This window comes from Carboxylicivirga fragile, assembly GCF_050589805.1.
Classification (GTDB): domain Bacteria; phylum Bacteroidota; class Bacteroidia; order Bacteroidales; family Marinilabiliaceae; genus Carboxylicivirga; species Carboxylicivirga fragile.
This window is the reverse complement of record NZ_JBNGOY010000056.1, coordinates 1-22,791: the sequence shown is the minus strand read 5'-3', so window position 1 is coordinate 22,791 and position 22,791 is coordinate 1. Positions and strand designations below refer to the sequence as shown.

The window sequence follows — 22,791 nt, the reverse complement described above, 5'->3', positions numbered from 1 at the left end:
TATAATAGAAATACACTTTATAAAAAATAAAGGCACAACAAGAACAGTTGTGCCCTTATTTTAATAAGTCTTTTAGTACCAGCGAGGATCTCCCGCTTCAACAGCATCACCAAAGAAAGTGAAATCGCCATTATCAGGATCTGTCCATAAACTAGTCGAACTCACTCCAAGTGGCATACACATTTCTACAATTGAATAGCCTGAATTAACAAAATCAGTTGTAGCGTATGTATTATTAATTGCTACTGTAGTTCCATCCGCCGCTCTGATACCGCTTATTGAAGGATCATCACCGTATGAAGTAGTACCAAATATGCAATTATTAACGTAGACACCATCTGAAATAACGGCATTCCTTACATCCATCAAATAACGTCCTGATTTAAATGGCACTTTATTAAAAGTACAATTCTCAACTATTATGCTTTCACAAGCAGTTGCATCGTCATATCGAATAAAATGACAGACAAATTGATCTAATGTTGTATTGCTTATTTTCACAATTCGAGCGTTTGTGTTTGTTTCTGTTGCACAGAACACCCCGTAACTGCCGCTACTAGAACCTAAATCATGGATAATACAATCGTCAATAATAAATTGATCAACCGTTTGATCAGAACCGCCTCTTAATCGCATAATCTGACGCCCCATATTATTGAGTTCACAGCTTAAGAATTTAACTGCCCCAATATTACAAGCTTCCGATTCCATATCAAATACACCACGGATCTTACTACTATTCTCGTCGAAATTCACATATCCACTCATATGTAGTTTTTCAAATACCAATGAATCAGAAGGCGTTAAACTTGAACCAATATAGAACATTCTATCTCCGGACGTTGTATAAACTGCAGGCAATTCACCATCAAGACCTTTAATTTTAAGGCTTTTATCAATAGTCATATCTCCAATAAATCCGTAACGTCCACCAGCTTCCAACATTATAACATCACCAGATGAGGCAGCAGCAATAGCAGCAGCCAAATCAGCTCCTGAATCAATAAGCACATCCCCTTCCATGGTGTAATCCTGAAAACCTCTGACTTTATCACCATTCATTAACCTGATTTCATATACATCATTAGGCAAATCACTAAAATACTTCACACCTGCTTCTAACTCCTCATCTGAAATATCAAAAGATGTTTCATCTGTTGCAGACACAAACAATACCGAAGTAACAGCTTTACCTCCTAACCAGCTCAAGGTAATCTCATTCAAACCAGTCATGATAATATCGTGGCGATTAAAAAGATTCTCTGGCAACGATTTAAAAGCAAGGTTATTCCATTTAGAATCAGAAGCAACACTACTGACACCTTTAACACGTGCAGAGTATTGACTATCTCCTGCAGGTAAATCATAGATATAAGGAATTTCATCAGGAGCAACAGAAGCGGTATGGATGATATTGTCAAACTTTAAACTATCATCACTGATCTCCACTACATAAGAATCGATTCCTTTATTAAAACCCCAACTTATTGATACAGTAGTCTGGTTGCTTATTTTGGCTTCCAAATCCAATGGTGTAAACACCCTATCAAATTTAAGCTCTTCAACCACTGGACTAATATTATCTTCGCAGGCATTTAATGCAAACAGTGCAACTATACCCGCTAAGAATCCGATATATTTAAATATTTTATTCATTTGATTACTTTTTAATTTCACTAATTAAACAATCTTAATTAAGCGGATCATTATTCAGCATACCGTTGCTGGCATCAATAAAAACTTGCCAAATGGGCCAGAATTGATTCTGGTCCGGATCGTTTGAATAGAGCGAGTTAATCTTATCATCTTCAATTTTTGTTGGACTAACCCAAGTTTCCTGGAATTCATAATCGGCAGATTTATCAGCTGTCTCTCCTCGTTCCATACCATAATAATCTAGTGTTTCGCCATCGGCCAAATAACTATAATAAACGGTTGTTGGTACATCAGCATATTCGCCAACTTGATTTCGAAGATCATCCATTTTAATTTTTGCTTCGTCCATCTTTGTTTTCAACAAATTCCAACGAATCAAAGCCATCTTTCTTTCCATTTCACCACAAAACTCAAACCCATGTTCATCTACAATGGCTTTAAACATAGTTTCTTTACTTACTGAAGCAGCATCAACATAAGCATCGACCTTGTCAGACCAATCAGCAGACATAAATGCCCTTTGGCGAATTTGTTTTAAGTAAGGTGCAGCAGCGACTGGACCGTTTAATTCATTTTCAATCTCAGCAGCCATTAATACGACTTCTGCATAGCGCATAAATATTTTATTTACGCCATCGTCATTCGTTGATGTCACGTAACGTTTCATCCATTCGTAACGCCATTTACCAAAATACCAAGTATTAACTCCATCCAACTCTTGCTTTGCCGGATTTGATTGACTCCAGATATAAGGAACACAAGTAACATCTCGACGTGTATCTTTGGAATCAAAATCATAGTAAACATTTGGAAGCGGTCCATAAGCGCCGCCGCGAGGTTGACCTGTGTATTGATCAGCCATTTGATGTCTAACTCCGTAAGTAAACAAATGACGACCACGAGCCTCGGAAAAAGGAACTTCCCACAGCGATTCTGCCCCTGCAGTAATCACTTCCTCACAATTTTTTCTCCAAACGGTTTCGAAGGATGTTTCTAATGATGCTTTGTTACTTTCCATTACATCTTTACATTCTTGCAAAGCAATCGGATATAATACATCAACTGATAATTCCGGATCTGAACTTCGACTAATACTGGCACCTCGTTGTGCATATCCAGAAGCCCACAAACAAAGACGTGCGCGAAAAGCTTTAACAAAAGCCTTATTAACCATTTCAGTAGTAGATGTAGCTGCCGTTTCATTGGGCCAAGCAACTAAGGTAGCTGCTTCTTCCAAATCTGCAATCAACTGCTTATAGATAACATCCCTATTGCTCTTTGACATGTAAATAGTTTCTGATGTTATCGGTTCGAATCTGGCAACAATGTCTCCATGTGCTTTTAATAAGTCAGAATAAAAAATGGTTCTAAGTGTAATTGCTTCTCCAAGAAGCTGTCCCATCTCTGTCCCGGGTTCTGGGCTCCCATATGTTCGCAGCCCTCTAATACATACATTGGCACGCTCTATTCCTCTGTATAACATCGCCCAATAAACATTGTCTCTGTTCATATCAGAATTCGTAGAGGAATTTATATATCGAGATAAATCACCTCGTGCATTTATTGACGTTGAATTATTCCACTCAATATCAGTATTAGATCCGTAATGCGTTAAGAACCTACCTCTATAAGAATTGGTCTGTCCCATTGGTTCTTTTATTCCATCGATCGCTCCTTTTGCCAATTCAACATTTGAAAATATCAATGACTCATCCATAGTGGACTGAGTAGGAGCATCTAGGTAGTCTTCGCACGAGCTTAACACGCCTGCCAAAAACAAAATCAGTATGTATGTTATATTTTTCATAATCAAAAGATGCTTCAATTAAAAATTAAGATTTAAACCAAAAATAAACTGTCTGCTCTTTGGGTAGGGCGAATAATCAACACCTGGTGTTAGAGGTGTTTTTCTACGTGTTGAAACTTCTGGATCGAATCCCGAATAATTGGTTAAAACAAACAGATTGTTGCACGTTGCATAAAACCTTAAGTTATTTATACGTACCTTTTCAGTTAATGATTTTGGAATAGTATACCCTAAGGTTAATGTGTTCAAACGTAGGAAAGAACCATCTTCAACTGCCCAATCGCTCAAAATATAATTCCTCATAAATGGCGACCACATCGATGTATTTTCATTCATCGCAGCTAGTGTCGTAGGGTCATTTACCAATTGTCCACTTTCATCGATATTATTCCATCTTTTACCAGCGGCCATATCATCAATCATAGTTCGGTATGGATACCTACTTGTTGATGAATATTCAATTTTATTAGCATTGTACACATCATTTCCATAACTATAACTAAAGATAGTAGTTAAATCAAAGCCATAAGCTCGTGCAGATATATTAAAACCACCAGTGCTTAGCGGGTTAACATCACCTATCACAGTATTGTCATCTACATCAACAACATCATCTCCATTAATATCTTTTAGCTTCATCGATCCTGGGCGAAGGGTTCCTATAAGACCTGTATTATCAGCAATACCTTCCTTCAAAACCCAAGTATCAGAAACCTCATCATAGCCCTCAAAATCTGACACTTCATATCGACCATCAGATAAATAACCTCTAATTTGACCTACTGGACCACCTTTGGCAATCCAATAGTCAGTACCAATTTCTGTCGAAGCCCATCCTGATGACTGACCGAAATCACCCATTGTACCTAGGTCATTTATTTTATTTTTGTTCATTCCCACGTTGAAACCAAAATTAAGTCCAAAGTTAGGCTTGTCAATTGCTACCCAATTAATAGAAGCTTCCAAACCGTGATTTTGGGTTTCACCCATATTTCTGTATTGGCTCGCATAGCCCGTACCCGAAACTGGGAAGTTGATCAAAAGATCTGTAGTTGTATTTTGATAAACTTCAAAGGTACCGCTTAGCCTACTATTGAATAATCCAAAGTCTAATCCAACATTACGAGTTACCGTTGTCTCCCACACTAAATTTGGATTTGCCATTTGACTATCAACAGACCAATACCCACTTACACCATTAATATAGGTTGTACTGTTCGAACCAAAAGCCTGTACAAGTTGACCTGATGGAATATTGTTATTACCAGCAGTACCATAACTAACTCGTAATTTCAGATTATTTAGAGTTCCTGAAATACCTTCCATAAAACTCTCCTCAGATATTCTCCAAGCTACAGCAGCAGATGGAAAGTATCCCCATCGATTTCCTTCAGCAAATTTACTAGAACCATCGGCCCTAAAAGTAGCTGATACTAAATATTTACCTTTAAAGTCATAATTAGCTCGTCCAAAAAACGAAAGCAATTTATTATCTGCTTTAATTTCGTTATCGATATTTAGTGGTACACCTTGAGTCGTAAGTCTAAAAACTTCGTCTGAAGTAAAAAACGATGGATATCCTTGAACAGTATTTGTAAGTACACTTTCATATCCGTATAATAATTCCTGACCAACTAAAAGTTTAAGACCATGATTCTCATTTTGTACAATATTTGCAAAATCATAATTTAAAGTATTAGTACTTCTATATTTACCCCTTTTTGTTTCTCTAATCTCAGCGGCAGGTAATCCTTGATATTCTGCATCAACATAATTTGAAACATAATAAGTACTTGGCCCATAGAATCGATCTCTCCCATAGGTATATGTTTGCATACCTACTTCAGTTTTAAATTGTAAATTATCAACAATCTCCCATGCAAAACTAGCACCCATATTGAGTGTTGTTCTTTTTTGCACCTGATCGTTATCAGCAACAGCAGTTAAAGGATTAATCATGTAACTAGATACATCTTCATCAGCGTAATCTTCCAATCCATTTAATGGAATTGGTGAATAAATCATCGCATGTTTAACACGTGAATCTGTTGGTGTACCAGAAATTTGATCAATTGCACCTCCTCCATTGATTTCGGCATCAGAGTACCTCACCGAATATGAAAGTGCAATTTTATCATTAGGCTTGTGATCTAATTTAAGCGCAAGGTTGTGTCGCTTAAAATCCGATCCAAGCATAATCTCCTTATTACTAATTCCGGCATAACTGAAATTATAAGCAAACTTTTCTGAACCACCACGGATACTCAAATCCTGATTAAAGGTTTTTCCTGTTCGCCCATAAACTTGCTCCATCCAGTCGTTACCCGTTTGTCCTGCATATTGATCAATATCTTGATAATAACCAAAATACCTTTCAAAAGAAGAAAGATCTTCCATACCATTTCTTAAGGCAGCCACCTCATATTGCCAATGTACAAAATCCTCTACTCCAAGTGTTGGGAGAGTTTTGGCAATCTTTTTAATACCAGTATAAGCATTGTAACTTACTGACACTTTTCCCTCTTCACCACTCTTAGTCGTTATAATAACAACGCCATTTGCACCGCGAGCTCCATAAATGGCGGTAGATGATGCATCTTTTAACACATCGATAGATTCAATCTCAGAAGCGGGAATATCAGAAATTGAGTTAACTGGGAAACCATCTACAATATACATTGGAGAATTATCCTGGGTGATGGAGCCACCACCTCTAACTCGAATAGTAACATCAGCATCAGGTGATCCTTCAGTCGTGATCACCTGAACACCTGCCATCTGACCTGACATGGCTTCAGCAGCAGACGTTACTGGAATAGCTTCTAAAGTTGATCCTTTAACGGAAACAACAGACCCAGTAATGTCTCTTTTCCTTACTGTTCCATATCCAATGGCAACTATTTCATCAAGTTCAGTATACTCATCGATAAGCGTAACATCAATTGTGGAACGGCCAGCAACAGCAATTTCTTGCGTTACCATTCCAATAAACGAAACGATAAGCACATCATTTTGAATATCTGGTATGCTTAATTCGTATCTACCTTCAATATCCGTTATCGTTCCAATATCTGTAGTCCCTTTAACCATAACGGTAACTCCCGGTAATGGCTGATTGCTCGTATCAGTAACTTTACCACTGACTTTTTGTGCCCAACTGGTATTGCTACATAAGAAGAGCATTAACAAGCCAAGCAACAAAAACTTGTTGAGTTGACAATTTTCTTTTTTCATAAGATTTGCTTTAGTAAACTGTTTAAATACATTTCTAAATTTGTGTAGTACTTATCTAATATATACTTGGATCCATCTGTATTGTCATGCGCATTTAGGCCTTGGGAAACTTCCCAATTATCAGGCATTCCATCTTTGTCTGAATCTACAGGGCCTATAACACTTTTTATTTCAGGCCAGCCTCCAACATCTTCCTGTGAATTAATTATGCCGAACTGTGCTCCCAGTGCAGATCCATTTTTAACTTCTTCCACAATTCGTTTATCCACCTTATCTCGGATCAGATTTGCGCCTGCAGTATTTAAGACTTTTAAATAAGCCTCTTGTGCGGTTTCTATTTTAATACCCGAATTGTATAATGGTTCTGACTTTACAAACCGTGTAATAGAATCTATCGGCATTAGAATTGCCTTTCGATTATCTTCGCTTAATTCCTTATTACCATCCACTATATTTTCGGAAAAATTATAATTACTAAATGGTTTATAAGGTTCTAAAATATTTCTGCTTGCTTTTTTACCAGTTGCAGGTCCAGGCTTAAAAAAGTTAGCTATAATGGAATAGTTGCCCTCTTCACCAGCATAAATACATTTAGAGCGCCAATTGTAAACAACATTATTCACCATTTCAACTTGCTCACTCTTCGGACGCTTATGGCCTCTACTTCCTTGCAATCGAGGATTACGACTTGTATGGTGTGCTAATAAATTATGGTGAAAAGTAGCCTTTTGTCCACCCCATATTCCACCATATCCATGAGAGCCTTTGGAATGAAAACTATTATTCAAACTCTCACTTAAAATGCACCACTGAAGTGTTAAATTATTTATATCATACAAAGAACAGACTTCATCCGTTGCCCAACTTAAACTACAATGATCCACTATTATATCTGCTTGACGCATTCCTGTTAAAGCATCCAATTCGGTCTGTAAGCCATCTCCTGGACGGATTCGTAAATATCGAAGAATTACATTATCTGCATTAATACGAAGACCTTGTCCACTTATACAAATTCCATCTCCTGGAGCTGATTGTCCTGCAATTGTAAGATCTCCATTATTAATGGCTAATTGAGACTTAAGATCAATAATTCCACTAATCCCAAAAACAATTGTTCGTGCCCCTTTCTTCTGAACACCATCTCTTAAGCTTCCTGGGCCATCGTCATTAAGATTGGTAACGGTATAAACGAATCCTCCACGGCCTCCAGAAGTGAATTTACCAGCACCCTCAGCACCAGGAAATGCAGGAACTTGCTGAGCTTTGGAGCAGTTAAATGCAAGTGCCACCAAAGCCAAAAACAAAACGTTTTTTACTAGGATTTTCATAATTTAAATATTTGATTTTGTTGGCCAATAGTTATAGCCAACTAACATCAGTCTATCTATCTAATTCAATAGCAGCTAAAATAAAAGGAGCCACTCCCTTTGTGTCGTTAATCACTTTCTTCTCCGAAATGTAATATTCAAATGAACCATCCCGATAGGGATCTCCACCTAACCCACATCCACCGCATACATCCTTCATTTCGATATGCCCATCAGGATATTCAGTAATTAAATTGGTAAGTATCCCTTCAAATGTTTGCTCAGCATATGTTCGATATTTTTTTGGCAAATAGCCTTTGCTTGATCCTTTGGCCATTGCATAACAAAACATGGCCGACCCCGAACCTTCAAGGTAATTCCCTTCTCTATTTCCTTGATCTAAAACCTGATACCAAAGGGCTGTTTCCGAATCACGTACTTCCATCAAAGCACTACAGGTCTCTTTAAGAATGGTAATTAACTCTGATCGATCCGCATGATTTTTTGGCAAAAAATCAAGTACATCAACGATAGCCATCACATACCATCCCATGGCACGACTCCAAAAATGTGGCGATTGACCAGTTTCAGAATTGGCCCACCTTTGTTCTTTACTCTCATCCCATGCATGAAAAAGCAAGCCACTTTTTTCATCTTTGGTTTGTTGATAGATAAGCTTAATCTGAAAGCTTACCACATCAAACCAATGCGGTTCATTAAACTCCTTTGCATATTGAGCCAAGAATGGCGATGCCATGTAAATACCATCCAACCACATCTGATGTGGATAGCGCTTTTTATGCCAATACCCACCATTTTGTGTTTTTGGGTGTTCATACATTTGCTGCACCAACTGTTCAATAACCTTTTTGTACTTAACTTCTCCGGTTCTTTTATAAAGTGTAATCACATTTTTACCCGGATTAACTCGATCGATGTTATAATCGCTTAATTTATATTTGAAAATGCTGCCATCCTCGCGAACAAAATAGTTAATGTAATCCGCCATATATTTAGAATACTTGGCATCAATATCACCCAATCGATCAATGGCCTGTCCGAGAAAAGCATAATCATATTCCCATTTTACTTTTTTAGGATTGAGGTAATGGATTAAACTATCATATTCATTAATCACATTATCTGCCATCTTTACCGACCACTTACGACTTGAATCTACATTTTGTGATGATGCTTCCGAACGATATTTACACGCTAACAAACTTACTAATAAAACTATATATATCAGATACTTCATAATTGCTGATAATTATTTACTAAGAATATTTCCTTGTTGAATAACCAGTTTTGTCTTTGTTTTTAAGCTCTTCTCAACACCCGGCAACACATTGTTAATTAAGTAAACATGACCCGAAGCATCATCAATATCCATATAAAAAGGCATTACATCCGTTTGAAAACAATTGGTAATAAGTAAATTATTAACTTCCGTAACAGATAAAGCTCCTTTATTTAAATTATCACCGGTAACAGTTAAACCGCGCAATTGAATCGCTTTTGATTTTTTAAATTCAACCGGGATGCCTTTATCCACCTGAATACGAATATCACTTAGGTCAATATCTTCGGCATACTCCCCAAAAATACCCTGATTGGCATTAATAGTAACACCACTTATTCGGATGTTTTGAATACTTCGCTCTTCAAGACCAAGAAAAGCAATAGCTTGTTTAGCCTTATTGATACGCACATTACTTATCGAAATATTTCGGATTGTCGGTGTGCGATCTGAAACAGGTTCAACAGGTGTTTCGTGATAACGCATATTCATCATGATACCTTGCTTTAAGATATCGTACATAACAATGTTTGAAATATTTACATCTTCAATGACTCCACCCCTTCCACGCATGGTTTTAAAACGGATACCACGGTCAGTGCCTTTAAATACACAATTAGAAATTGTAACTCGGCGCACACTTCCCGACATTTCACTACCAACAACAACACCACCATGACCATCCATCATTGTACAATTTGTTATGGTAATATTTTCAGTTGGTGATGCAGCTTCCCGACCATCTTCATCTCTTCCTGCTTTTATCACAATACAATCATCGCCAACACTAATGTGGCAATTACTAATTCTTACATTCTTACATGAAGAAGGATCAATTCCATCTGTATTTGGTGAATCTTCAGGATTAATTATCGTGATTCCATCAATGGTAATATTTTCAGAGAAAGCGGGCATAATGGTCCAAAAAGGTGGATTCATAAAAGTAAGACCTTCGATGCGAACATTCTCACAATTATATGGCATAAATAATGGTGGTCGTAGAAAATTACCCATTTTCTGCAAATACGCGTTTTTCTCAATTAAGGCTTTATTATGGTCAAAAAATAATTGCTCCCATTTTGAGTTTGTGGATTGTTCACCACGTTTCAATGGCCACCAGAAATCCCACCATTTTTTACCATTACCATCAATTAAACCCCGTCCCTTGAGTGTTATATTTTTAGCATTGTGAGCATATATGGGCGATTTAAAAGTTTTCACTCTAACACCTTCCCACCTAGAATCAATCATCGGTAAATAATCATCGAAATTATCTGAAAACTTTAAAATAGCTCCTGCTTCGAAGTTTAGAGTTATGTTACTTTTCATTTCAATAGGGCCAGACAAATATTGGCCTGCCGGGAAATAAAGTTCACCACCTCCAATAGTATATAATGAGTCGATAGTGGCATTAATAACATCAGTACAAATAATTTCGCCGGTATTATCAACACCCTTATATACCATATTCACCTGGGCATAAATTGCTGTGTTCATAATAAACACAAAAGCGATAAGACTTGTTACCTTTTTTAAGAAGGTTTGATTACATCGCTTAGCGCTTAACAATGCTTGACATTTTTTCATATATAAAATCATTTAATTAACTTCAACAATAATCAACACGACAACAATTCGCTTTATTTAATATCTGTTAAATTTCAGATAATGTAAAATTAAGGTACGTAGAATAACAAAATGGACTACAAATCGTCTTAAAATGGTAGTCATTTCGCAAGAATTTATAGGAGACATTTTTTCATGACACTCTTTTACAGATTTTTATGAAAACAATTGAAAATACATTTTTTAAGCTTTTACTTTATGTTTCCTTTAAAGATTATCTTTACAATTGTTAAAAATGATTATGAAACTTAGATTTTTTACATATATTTTTTCTTTCCTAGTATTGTCAAACTTCACCTCAAAAGGACAAGATATATTTAGGTTTGAACATTACGACTCCAAAGATGGATTATTGCAAAATTCTGTAGCTAGCCTATTATGTGATAAAGATGGTTTTCTATGGATAGGGACACTGAACGGCTTAAACCGTTTTGATGGTTACCGCTTCAAAACATTTGACAGTGTATTAAAAAGCTCAACCTTCATTAATAACCGTGTAATTAACCTATGGCAAGACCAACAAGGTTATATTTGGATAGAAACCTATGATCATTATTATCATTTCTTTAATCCAATTACAGAATCATTTAAGACCGTTCCGGATTATCATGATCCGAACTATGAAAAGATTAATAAAGCAACATGCTTTTTGCAATATGATTCAAATCAAATCTGGATTGGCACCAACGAGCGTGGCATCTATCACTTAAACCATAATCCATCTGATAATACCTATATCTCCTCCCAAATTAGTGATAAAGGGCGTTTCTCAATAACCAACAATGATGTACGCTTCATTTTCTCAAGTCAAGACTCCGCTGTTTGGGTTGGCACAGTAAGAGGAATTAATCTATTACAGCATTCGGATGTTAAGAAGCAACATTTTGATTTTGAACATTATTTTATAAACTATTCCTTCAATTCTGCAATTGAATTAGATAACGAGGTGTGGTTAGGAACTGACAATCAAGGTTTGGTTTGTTTTAACAAAAAATCTCACTCCTATCACTTCATCAACCAATCTAACAATCAACTACTGCCCTCAAATCAAATCTCTAAAATCTATTCTTCCAGCGATACTACATGCTTAGTGGCATTTAAAGATGGAGGTTTATTAATGTATAACTCGGCCAATCAACAATGGTCGAAAGTAAAAACACATGGTTTAAACATTGAAACAGTTTATTTCGATCGCTTTAATGATGCATGGATTACCACAGATGTGTTTGGCGTAACCAAGCTCAACTTGGCAAATAAAAAAACAAATTATTATCAATTAACTGAACCAGAACAAATAAGTATTACAGATCGCGAACGACATGTTTTTTACGAAGATAAGGACTCTAATTTGTGGATTGGTTTACACGGCGGAGCTTTAGCTTTTTATCACCGCCCATCTGATAGTTTTAAAAAATACGAGAATGAACCGAATGATAACTACTCCATTTCATCAAATATTGTGCATAGTATTACTGAGGATTTATCAGGACAGTTATGGCTTGGAACCGGGCAATACAAAGGTGGACTCGAAAAAGTTATAAAACGCAATCCTGCCTTCAAACATATCTTACCTACGCGCATAATCAAGCAAATGATTGACAATGTGGTTCGCTGCGTTTATCAAGATAAAAACGGATATATATGGCTAAGCACAAAGGATGGAGTTATTCATATCTATGACTCTAATTTCCAAAAAATTCACACCCTTCAATCATTGCTTAACAACAAGTCATCGCTTAAAACAACAAATGTGTACTGCATGTTTGTTGACGATCAAAACCATATGTGGCTTGGTACTAAAGGACATGGATTATTTGTCAGTAAAATGCCAATTGGTAGCAACAAAAAAACCTTAAAGGATCTTACCTTTTATAATTACCAAACAAATACTGCCGATAGCTCATCAATTTCGAACAATAATATTTATAGTATTGAACAAGATAAATTAGGTAATATTTGGATTGGCACATACGGGAATGGCGCTTGTAGAGTAACAGACAAAAATCCAAAACACTTAACATTCGAACATTTTACAAATGAAAATAGTCACTTGTCAAGTAATCAGGTTAGAAAAATCAAATGTGATTCTGATTCTAATCTTTGGTTTGCAACGGCATTTGGTTTAAATGTGATAAAAAAGGATAGCTTGACAAATAAACGTTATACTTTCTCATCATACTTCAAGGAATCAGGTAATTCACAGAAAATTAACTACAACGATGTAGGTGAAGTATTCGAAGATTCAGAGCATCGACTATGGTTTGGTACATTTGGTGGTGGAGTAACTCAACTTCAATTACCTCTCACCGAACACAATCAATTCAAAAACATTACCAAAAAAAGTGGTCTTTCAAACAATGTTATCTATGGTATTTTAGAAGACGATCAAAATCAGCTTTGGTTTAGCTCCGAATTTGGACTGAACCACTATAATCCGGAAACCGAAACAATCGAAATATATAACGAATCAAATGGTCTATCATTTAATAATTTTACAGAGAGTGCGTGTTTTAAATTGAACGATGGAAGACTTGTATTTGGCGGTTCTGAAGGGGTTGAAATAATTGATGCGCAAATAATTGGTTCACCCATCAATCTAAATCTGATTAAGTTAACTAATTTTCAATTGTTTAATAAAGATGTGGCGGTAAATACGACAGATTCACCTTTGAAACAAAGTATATCATTCACAGATGCCATCCGATTAAACTATCTACAATCTAGCTTTAGTCTTGAATTTTCAGCCCTCGATCTTCTCAACCCATCCATGATTCAATATGCTTATTTGCTCGAAGGTTTTGAAAGCAATTGGAATTATGTAGGTAATCAAACAAAAGCCACATATACCAATCTTCCACATGGCCAATACACCTTTAAAGTCAAGCACACAAACCGAAGCGGACGGTGGAATAATTACACTAAAGAAATCAGCATAACTATCACTCCGCCATGGTGGAAAACAACTTGGGCATATTTGGGCTATGTATTATTGCTTTTTGGTATCTTATGGTTCACAAGGGGCATAATAATAAGGGTTAATAAATATCGGCAAGATCTGAAGCTGGAGAAGAAAATTAGTGATTTAAAACTACGCTTCTTCACCAATATCTCACATGAAATCCGAACACCTTTAACGCTTATCCTTGGACCTTTGGAAGATATTTTAGAGGATAGCACCATCACCAAAGACCTTCAAAATCAGCTTGGCCTAATGAAGAAAAACACCAAGCGAATGCTGCACCTGGTAAACCAGCTACTCGATTTTAGGCGTATTCAGAATAACAAAATGAGTTTAAATGTGCAAAAGATAAATCTGGTTTCATTTACCCAAAGCATTTACGAAAGCTTTATCCCATTGGCTAAACATAATGGCATTCATTTTAAGTTTCAAAAAACAAGGGATTGTATTGACGTTTGGGCTGATGCTAGTAAGCTCGATTCAATAATTTATAACATTATTTCCAATGCCATTAAGTTTACTCCCAAAGGAAAAAATGTAAGTGTCTCTGTTGAAGTTGACACTGATAATCCAGATACAGCATTGGTAAATATAGTGGATGAAGGCCCTGGTATTTCTCATGAAAACATTGCAGATATTTTCACCCGATTTGTCATCCTAAATAAGAATGATCATCGTAGCAGCGGTATTGGACTGGCATTGGCATTTGAATTAGCAAAGTTGCATGGCGGAGATATTAAAGTAAACTCTCAGCTGGATCAAGGCAGCTGTTTTTGCTTTAATATGCCAATTGACAATAAGCATCTTTTAAATCAGACTAATGTAATGCACATTCAAAAAATAGAGCTACCCCCACTACCGCATAAGCAATTTAACGAAGAATTCAACTTTACAATGCCAGAAAGTGACTTGTTAGACGAACAAAAAAATACCATTTTGGTTGTAGAAGACAATAAGCAAATTGCTGACTATATACAAAGTAAACTAAAAATAGAATTCAATTGCCTGTGGGCAGCAAATGGAAAAGAAGGTCTCAAACTTGCTGAAATACATAACCCTGATGCCATTGTTACTGATATAATGATGCCTGAGATGGACGGGATAGAAATGACCCAAAAATTAAAAGATAACTTTAGTCTATGCCATATCCCTATCGTTATGATTACAGCTAAAACGGATATGAAAGATCAAATAATTGGTTATGAATCCGGTGCCGAAGCATACATTACCAAACCATTAAAGTCGCAACATCTTAGAGCAGTACTGCACAGTTTCATTGGCCAACGCAAACTTGTTATTTCCAAATATAGAGATAATAAAACCATTGATCCAGACACCCTAAAAGTGAACACAAAGGATGAGGAGTTTTTACACAACCTACTAAAATATGTCGAAGCCAACTATACCGAGGATTTAACTGTTGACTCTGTTGCAAAAAAATTCTGCGTGAGCCGAACTGTGTTATACAACAAAGTGAAAGGTTTAACTGGCCTTAGCCCTCTTGAATTTATAAGGCAAGTAAAACTCAAGCTCAGTCTCGAATTACTTAAAAAAGGATATTCAGTAACCGAAACGGCCTATAAAATTGGTTATACTGATGTTAAATACTTTTCGAAACAATTTAAAATGCTAAATGGCTATCCTCCAAGCAAAGTAAAAAAAGACCTCAATAAATAATCGTAGTTCAACAATAGTTAATAAGCGCATTGTAATTCACGGTATATATTTGGCATGTTATTGCTTACAAATAAACAGAAAGGGAGTAATTAAATTACTACTGTGCTCAACTAACAATATCATAGATAACATTAGATATGCATCTTATCAAACATCAAAAAAAAGGGGAATATGATACTTCCCCATCTAATCAAATAAATCAAAAATTATTATAGTCTAGTCTTACAAACTTTTGTTGTATTTTTTGATCCGTCGCTGTAATACAAACATTCAATATAAACACCTTTACTTAAAGCATTAAAATTGTTGCCCACATTTACTCCATTAACGTTGTAGTATTCTTTTCGAACTACATTTTTATTGACATCTTTTATTTCAATTGATGATGCGTAATCTACACTTACCATGTAGACATTAAAACCACTGGATGCCGAATATAAATAAAAGTTGGTAGCACCTCCAGTATGGCTAAACACACCTTTATCAATGACTGCACCACCTGTTATAAGACGTCCTAATTCAGTGTCCTTATCCCCATATGCGACTACTAGTTCGCGTGTGGCCGAACTGCTTGACGACATTCCATATACCGTAATAGTGCAGCTTCCCGTAACATCAAATCCTAAAACTCGTCCATATGGAGTCGTCGCATCTGTCCAACTTCCAGAACCTCCCAGTTTCATACGATGGGTAAAATCAATACCATCCATTGATTTACTATTCTCTTCAATTATCACAGTTTTGTCAGCTGCAGCATAAATTGTAAAACCAGATACGCTTGTTTCGGTCGTAATAGTCCCTAATGCATTAAAAGCATCAGATGACACATTCCATACTTGCCCTGTCACAATTCCCATTACGAATAGGGCACTTAATAAAGTGTAAACTTTTTTCATAAAACAATTCTTTTAATAGTTAGTAAAATCATTTATTTAAAACATAGGCAAGTTACTAACGCACATAAATTTATATGGGTGGCATTTTATCTTAAAACACCCGTCAAATGAAAACTTTTCATAAATTTCTTAATTAAACTAAGTACCATTATTCACATTTGCTTGCTTTTGAATTGCATCATTTTTGAAATGAATATTATTCTAAATCAGTCACAAATGACCATTCATCTTTAAAGACTGAATAACGCATTCTCTTGGAAAAATATAAACCATGTAAAAACTGAAAGGCTTAACCCATTTTTACAATATGTGCGCGCACACATTTTTTTCTTTAACTTTGTATCGCTATCTCTCTAAAAAAAGTGGACATAGTCAAATTCAAGCATTAAATTAAAGTATACTCATTAATCAAATAATTAAACTAATTACATATGAAAGCTTTAAATAGAACAACATATCCGGAAGCAAATAATTATAATTTTAAGATTCTACAATTTGGGGAAGGCAACTTCCTCCGCGCTTTTGTAGATTGGATGATTCACAAAAGTAATAAGGCGCTTGAAACCAATAATGGTGTTGTGGTTGTACAGCCATTGGAAAAAGGAATGGTTGATTTACTAAATAAGCAAGACAACCTATATCACGTTCTTTTGCAAGGCATAAAAGATGGTAAGCCAGTGCAGGAAACAGAAATGGTAGATTGTATCATGGACGCCATTAACCCTTATTCAGATTACGAAAAGTATCAAGAATATATTCTGAATCCTGAATTAGAACTGGTTGTTTCCAATACCACCGAAGCTGGCATTAGCCGTATCGACAACGAAGATATCCATGCACGGCCCCCAAAATCATTCCCAGGCAAGGTGACACAACTGTTGTTTAAAAGATATCAACACTTCAAGGGTGATGAAGCTAAAGGTTTAACTTTTTTCTGTTGTGAGTTAATTGACAAAAATGCGAGTATTCTAAAAGAGATTGTTCTAGAATTAGCCGCAAGTCATGAGCTAGAAACAGGATTCATAAACTGGATAAACAATAGCTGTACATTCTGCAACACTTTGGTAGATAGAATTGTCCCCGGATTTCCAAGGGATAATATAAAGGCAATACAAGAAGACATTGGTTACGAGGACAACCTAGTTGTTGCAGGAGAGTACTTCCACCTTTGGGCCATTGAGGCACCCTTAAACATTCGAGAAAAGTATCCATTTGATAAAGCGGGTTTAAATGTGGTATGGTTAGAAGACATGACCAAATTTCGCGATAAAAAAGTGCGCATTCTCAATGGATCACACACAGCTTTAGTTCCAATTGGCTTATTAAGTGGATATGAAACAGTAAAGGAGGCTTTTGACGACAAAGTAATTTCAGCATTTATAAATGGTATGGTCGCCAATGAGATTATTCCGAACATTGAAGGTGATAAAAAAAACCTTGGCATATTTGCAGATGAAATACTTGAGCGCTTTTTCAACCCCTATATTCGTCATTTCTTAAAAGACATTTCGCTTAATTCATTGTCTAAATGGATGACTCGCGATTACCCTTCATTGTTTGACTGCTACAACAGTAATGGTAAAATTCCAGCTAAATTATCACTCTCATTAGCTGCACTTATTGTTCTTTATAGAGGAAAATACAACCATCTTGACTTCACGATTAACGACACAAAAGAACATATTGAATTCATACAAAATGAATGGGAAAATATGCAGTCATACAAATCATTAACTGCTGCCATTTTATCAAATCAAAAAATCTGGAACACTGATTTATCATCCATCGAGGGTTTAACGGAGGTGGTAAGCAAAAACATTACTGAGATTATGGAAAATGGTATCCAATCGGCAATTAAAATGGCACAATAAAAAGTAAATCATGAGCAAATACATTCAAATACATCCGGGTGATAATGTAATTGTTGCACTCCAAGCAATTGAGAAGGATACAATTATTACGCATAACGCTTCCAGCATAAGGGTAGCTAATGACATTCCTCAAGGTCATAAAATAGCCGTTTCAACTATCGCAAAGGATGAGCACATTATTAAATATGGCTACTCGATCGGAATAGCTAAGGAAGCGATCGAAGTTGGACAACACGTTCATTCGCATAATGTGCGAACAGGTCTTGATGAAAACCTTGAATACCAATACGAACCTAAAGGACAGGCCTTAAACATTCCTCAGGAACAACGCACCTTCGAAGGCTTTGTGCGAAAAAACGGTGATGTAGGTATTCGCAATGAATTATGGATTATCCCCACAGTTGGGTGTGTAAACGGTCAAGCCAAGCTCATTGTAGATCAATTAAAAGCTGAAACGGACACCAGCCATTTGGATGACATCTTGGTATTAAGTCATCAGTACGGTTGTTCTCAACTAGGTGGTGACCATTTAAATACACAAAAAGCATTAGCGGCTGCCATTAAACACCCAAATGCAGGCGGTGTTTTAGTGCTTGGATTGGGTTGCGAAAACAACCAGACTTCACAGTTAAAAGAAATCATTGGCACATGGGATAAAGATAGAGTACACTTTTTAATTTCTCAAGAAGTTGAAGACGAAGTAGAAGTAGGGCTGAAAATTGTTAAAAGCCTATGTGAACAGATGAGGAATGATAAACGCACAACAGCTCCTGTATCCAAACTTAAAATTGGATTAAAATGTGGTGGTAGCGATGGATTCTCTGGAATTACTGCCAATCCCCTATTAGGACGCTTCTCTGATTGGTTGGTGGCCCAAGGAGGCACAACCGTGCTGACCGAAGTTCCTGAAATGTTTGGTGCCGAAACGATTTTAATGGAGCGGGCCGAAACTGAGAATGTGTTTTGCAAGACAGTTGATTTAATCAATGGTTTTAAAGATTATTTCAGAACAAGTAATCAACCCATTTATGAAAATCCTTCACCTGGCAACAAAAATGGTGGCATCACTACACTAGAAGAAAAATCACTAGGCTGCGTTCAAAAAGGTGGCGATGCCATTGTGAGTGACGTGCTTGCTTATGGCGATCAAATAAAGACACCTGGACTTAACCTACTATGGTCACCTGGCAATGATTTAGTTGCCAGTTCTGCATTAGGGTTTACTGGTTGTCAGATGGTTTTATTCACTACTGGACGTGGTACCCCATTTGGCAGCTTTGTGCCAACCATGAAAATCGCAACAAATTCACAACTATTTAATCACAAAGGCAATTGGATGGATTTTAATGCCGGCGGCTTAGTAGATGGTACAGTAAGTATGGATGAGTTAAGAAAGGAATTCACAGATTTTCTAATTGAAATTGCCAATGGTAAAAAATTAAAACACGAACTAACAAACTTTAAGGAGATAGCCATTTTTAAGAGTGGCGTTACCCTTTAATTAAAACGATATAACAATGAGCACTTTTATACACAATGACTTTCTATTATCAAACGATGTCGCGAAAAAATTGTATCACGAATATGCAGCCAACCTGCCAATTATTGATTATCACTGTCATATTCCTCCGCAACAAATTGCCGAAGATGTTAATTTCAAAAACCTAACTCAAACTTGGTTATATGGCGATCACTATAAGTGGCGTGCAATGCGCACCAATGGCATTCCAGAAAATGAGATAACGGGTGATGTAAGCGATTGGGATAAATTTTACAATTGGGCCAAAACCGTACCTTATACTTTACGCAACCCTCTTTATCATTGGACACATCTGGAATTGAACAAGCCCTTCGGCATTAAAACAATTTTAAACAAAAACACGGCAAAAGAGATCTGGGACGATTGTAATGCTAAATTACAAACCGCTGAATTCTCGTGTAAAGGCTTGATTAAACAAGCTAATGTAGAAGTAATTTGCACCACTGATGACCCGGTTGATTCACTGGAATGGCACCAGATGATAAAAGACTCAGGGTTTGACACAAAAGTATTTCCAACATGGAGAGCCGACAAAGCCATGGCCATTGAAAAGCTGGATGACTTTAATGCTTATATCTCCAAATTAGCAGAAACGGCAGGTACGACCATCCTAAACTATTCTGATCTATTAAATGCATTGCAAATTCGTCAGGACTTTTTTGAACAGATGGGGTGTAAATTATCTGACCATGGTTTGGACCGCTTCTTCTGCGAGGACTTCACCACACAGGAAATTGAAGCTATTTTCGCCAAGGCTTTAAATAAGGAAGCATTGACTGAGTCCGAAATATTAAAATACAAATCAGCAGTCTTATACGAACTGGCAGTGATGGACCACAACAAAGGCTGGACACAACAATTCCATATTGGGGCTATTCGTAATAACAATACCAAAATGTACAATGAGCTTGGCCCTGATACTGGCTTTGATTCAATTGGTGATGATTTGGTAGCAAAAGACCTCTCTAAATTCTTAAATCGTTTGGCCACAGAAGACAAATTGACCAAAACCATATTGTATAATCTAAACCCTTCACACAACGAAGTATATGCCACCATGCTAGGTAATTTTCAGGATGGTAAAATAGCAGGTAAAATACAATGGGGTTCAGGCTGGTGGTTCCTGGATCAGAAAGATGGTATGGAAAAGCAAATAAATACCCTTTCAAACCTTGGTTTATTAAGTCGCTTCGTAGGAATGTTGACTGACTCCAGAAGCTTTTTGAGTTACAGTCGTCATGAATATTTCCGCCGTATTCTTTGTAATCTTTTAGCTGAAGATGTTGAAAAAGGCCTAATTCCAAATGATATGGAACTATTGAAGGAATACGTTGAAGGCATCTGTTATTACAATGCTAAAAACTATTTCAACTTTTAATTCTTCCCAATTAATAGTTTCTTTGAATGCAACAATTGAAAGAACAGGACGCTGGTTTAGAACTGGCGTCCTTATTTTATAAAGCATGAAACGAGCCTGGGAATAATATCTCGCATAATGGTATGATTAGAATTGGCGAGTTCCATATGACAATTGAGTACAGATTAAAGGCATATGAAAATCAGAATAGTCGATATTGCAAAAAAAGCAGAAGTATCAGCTGGCACGGTGGATCGCTTTATACATCAACGTGGTAAAGTCTCAAATAAAGCAGCGGAGAAAATTCAAAAAGCGGTTAAAGAATTGGGATATGAACCTGATATACTAGCACGTAACTTAGCTCTTAAGAAGGAACTGAAAATCATTTGTCTTCTTCCTGATCCCAAAGAAACGAAATATTGGGAACGACCAGATGCAGGAATCAATAAGGCCATTAAAGAACTATCATCATTTAAGTTAGCAATTGAGAAGATTTACTTCGCGCCCCGTGTGGATGCCTTTAACGGAGCTTGTAAAATTGCTATTGACAGCAAAGCTGATGGTGTAATTTATGTTCCCATGTTTTTTAATGAATCAGGTATATTCGCAGAAAAACTTAAAACATTAAACATCCCTTATATTCATATCAACATTCACCACTCAGAAGCTACTCCATTATCGTTTATTGGGCAAAATGCCTTCGGTGCAGGTAAATTAGCAGCCAGTCTCTGTCAGATGGCATTAAGAGAGAAACATGAAGTTTTAATCACCTATATCTCAAAAGAACAACAGGAATATTCACATCATCATGCCCGTATAGAAGGTTTTATAAATTATTTTGAAAACAAGAAATTCGTCCAACCGGTTATTCATCATTTAAATCTAAAAATTGATACGAATAATCGTTCATACGAAAAACAATTAATTGGCTTTTTAAAGGAGCACCCCAACACAAGCACTATTTATGTTCCAAACTCACGCGCTTTTCGAATAGCTTCCATACTTCAAAAAAGTAATATTACCAACATTATGCTCATTGGTTTTGACACACTTGATGAAAACATCCAGTTTCTAAAAGAAGGAGTTATCGATATCTTAATTGGTCAACAATCTAAATCGCAAGGTTACAACGCAGTTATGCTCATGTTTAATGCAATCTTTAGAAAAGAAAAAATAGCTGACATTAATTACTTACCGATTGACGTTTTAAATTGTCAAAACATAGATTATTACGAAGGTTTATAAGTATAGTCCATTCTGACTTGGTCCATAGGTGTTCTTCATCCCGCGTCAGCAAAAGTTCATGCCAGGCTATCGCAGCCTTATTTTCAGCGTTAGTCTTATATGGAGTAAAATAAAGCTGCTCACCTTCGGTCACTGAGTTAACCGAAGTGCGGTCACTCTCCTCGCTCATAACCGACTATACCCGGTCTTTGTTTTTTTAATTTATTTGTACCGGGCTGCGGTCATCGAGCATTCTAAGATAAAAACAAGTTTTTAGCAAGATAATTTCACAAATGGCTCTTCTCTATATGCTACGGCAAATATTCGAAGAACT

General features: G+C 36.4%; 12 protein-coding genes. 5 read left to right on the top strand and 7 right to left on the bottom strand.

Features of this window, described 5'->3' with window-relative positions:
• Positions 1-72: 72 nt before the first annotated feature.
• From ACRD7B_RS19505 to ACRD7B_RS19480, 6 genes are read right to left on the bottom strand one after another with little or no spacing between them, the layout of a single operon-like run.
• Positions 73-1,656 (bottom strand): DUF5123 domain-containing protein, encoded by a 1,584-nt coding sequence (locus ACRD7B_RS19505; RefSeq protein ID WP_430826322.1) that lies wholly within the window; start codon positions 1,654-1,656, stop codon positions 73-75.
• Positions 1,657-1,690: 34 nt separating this feature from the next.
• Positions 1,691-3,463, bottom strand: a complete 1,773-nt coding sequence (locus ACRD7B_RS19500) for a RagB/SusD family nutrient uptake outer membrane protein (protein ID WP_430826321.1) — start codon at positions 3,461-3,463, stop codon at positions 1,691-1,693.
• Between the two features lie 18 nt (positions 3,464-3,481).
• Positions 3,482-6,697, bottom strand: coding sequence for a SusC/RagA family TonB-linked outer membrane protein (locus tag ACRD7B_RS19495; RefSeq protein ID WP_430826320.1), 3,216 nt, complete (start codon positions 6,695-6,697; stop codon positions 3,482-3,484).
• Positions 6,694-8,028 (bottom strand): pectate lyase family protein, encoded by a 1,335-nt coding sequence (locus ACRD7B_RS19490; RefSeq protein WP_430826319.1) that lies wholly within the window; start codon positions 8,026-8,028, stop codon positions 6,694-6,696. Before ACRD7B_RS19490 ends, ACRD7B_RS19495 begins: the two co-directional genes overlap by 4 nt.
• A 52-nt stretch (positions 8,029-8,080) precedes the next feature.
• Positions 8,081-9,265, bottom strand: coding sequence for a glycoside hydrolase family 88/105 protein (locus ACRD7B_RS19485; RefSeq protein ID WP_430826318.1), 1,185 nt, complete (start codon positions 9,263-9,265; stop codon positions 8,081-8,083).
• A 12-nt stretch (positions 9,266-9,277) separates the two neighbouring features.
• Complete coding sequence (locus ACRD7B_RS19480) at positions 9,278-10,894, bottom strand: glycoside hydrolase family 28 protein (RefSeq protein ID WP_430826317.1); 1,617 nt, start codon at positions 10,892-10,894, stop codon at positions 9,278-9,280.
• 280 nt (positions 10,895-11,174) lie between these two features.
• Here ACRD7B_RS19480 and ACRD7B_RS19475 point away from each other — a divergent pair, with 280 nt between their 5' ends.
• The gene (locus ACRD7B_RS19475) at positions 11,175-15,569 is read left to right on the top strand and encodes a hybrid sensor histidine kinase/response regulator transcription factor (RefSeq protein WP_430826316.1); all 4,395 of its coding nucleotides are present in this window, start codon (positions 11,175-11,177) and stop codon (positions 15,567-15,569) included.
• 209 nt (positions 15,570-15,778) lie between these two features.
• Here ACRD7B_RS19475 and ACRD7B_RS19470 read toward each other — a convergent pair whose 3' ends face one another.
• Positions 15,779-16,465 carry a hypothetical protein gene (locus ACRD7B_RS19470; RefSeq protein WP_430826315.1) on the bottom strand — a complete coding sequence of 229 codons (687 nt, stop codon included), beginning with the start codon at positions 16,463-16,465 and terminating at the stop codon, positions 15,779-15,781.
• 431 nt (positions 16,466-16,896) lie between these two features.
• On the opposite strand from ACRD7B_RS19470, the gene ACRD7B_RS19465 reads away from it, so the two are divergent.
• The 4 genes from ACRD7B_RS19465 to ACRD7B_RS19450 all read left to right on the top strand — a co-directional run bounded on the left by ACRD7B_RS19465 (position 16,897) and on the right by ACRD7B_RS19450 (position 22,478).
• A complete protein-coding gene (locus tag ACRD7B_RS19465) occupies positions 16,897-18,336 on the top strand; it encodes a tagaturonate reductase (protein WP_430826313.1) in 1,440 nt (479 codons plus the stop codon).
• Positions 18,337-18,346: 10 nt separating this feature from the next.
• Complete coding sequence (locus tag ACRD7B_RS19460) at positions 18,347-19,837, top strand: UxaA family hydrolase (protein WP_430826312.1); 1,491 nt, start codon at positions 18,347-18,349, stop codon at positions 19,835-19,837.
• 16 nt (positions 19,838-19,853) lie between these two features.
• Positions 19,854-21,254, top strand: coding sequence for a glucuronate isomerase (uxaC, locus tag ACRD7B_RS19455; RefSeq protein ID WP_430826311.1), 1,401 nt, complete (start codon positions 19,854-19,856; stop codon positions 21,252-21,254).
• Between the two features lie 174 nt (positions 21,255-21,428).
• Positions 21,429-22,478: a LacI family DNA-binding transcriptional regulator gene (locus tag ACRD7B_RS19450; RefSeq protein WP_430826310.1), complete on the top strand. Its 1,050-nt coding sequence runs from the start codon at positions 21,429-21,431 to the stop codon at positions 22,476-22,478.
• Positions 22,479-22,791 lie beyond the last annotated feature (313 nt).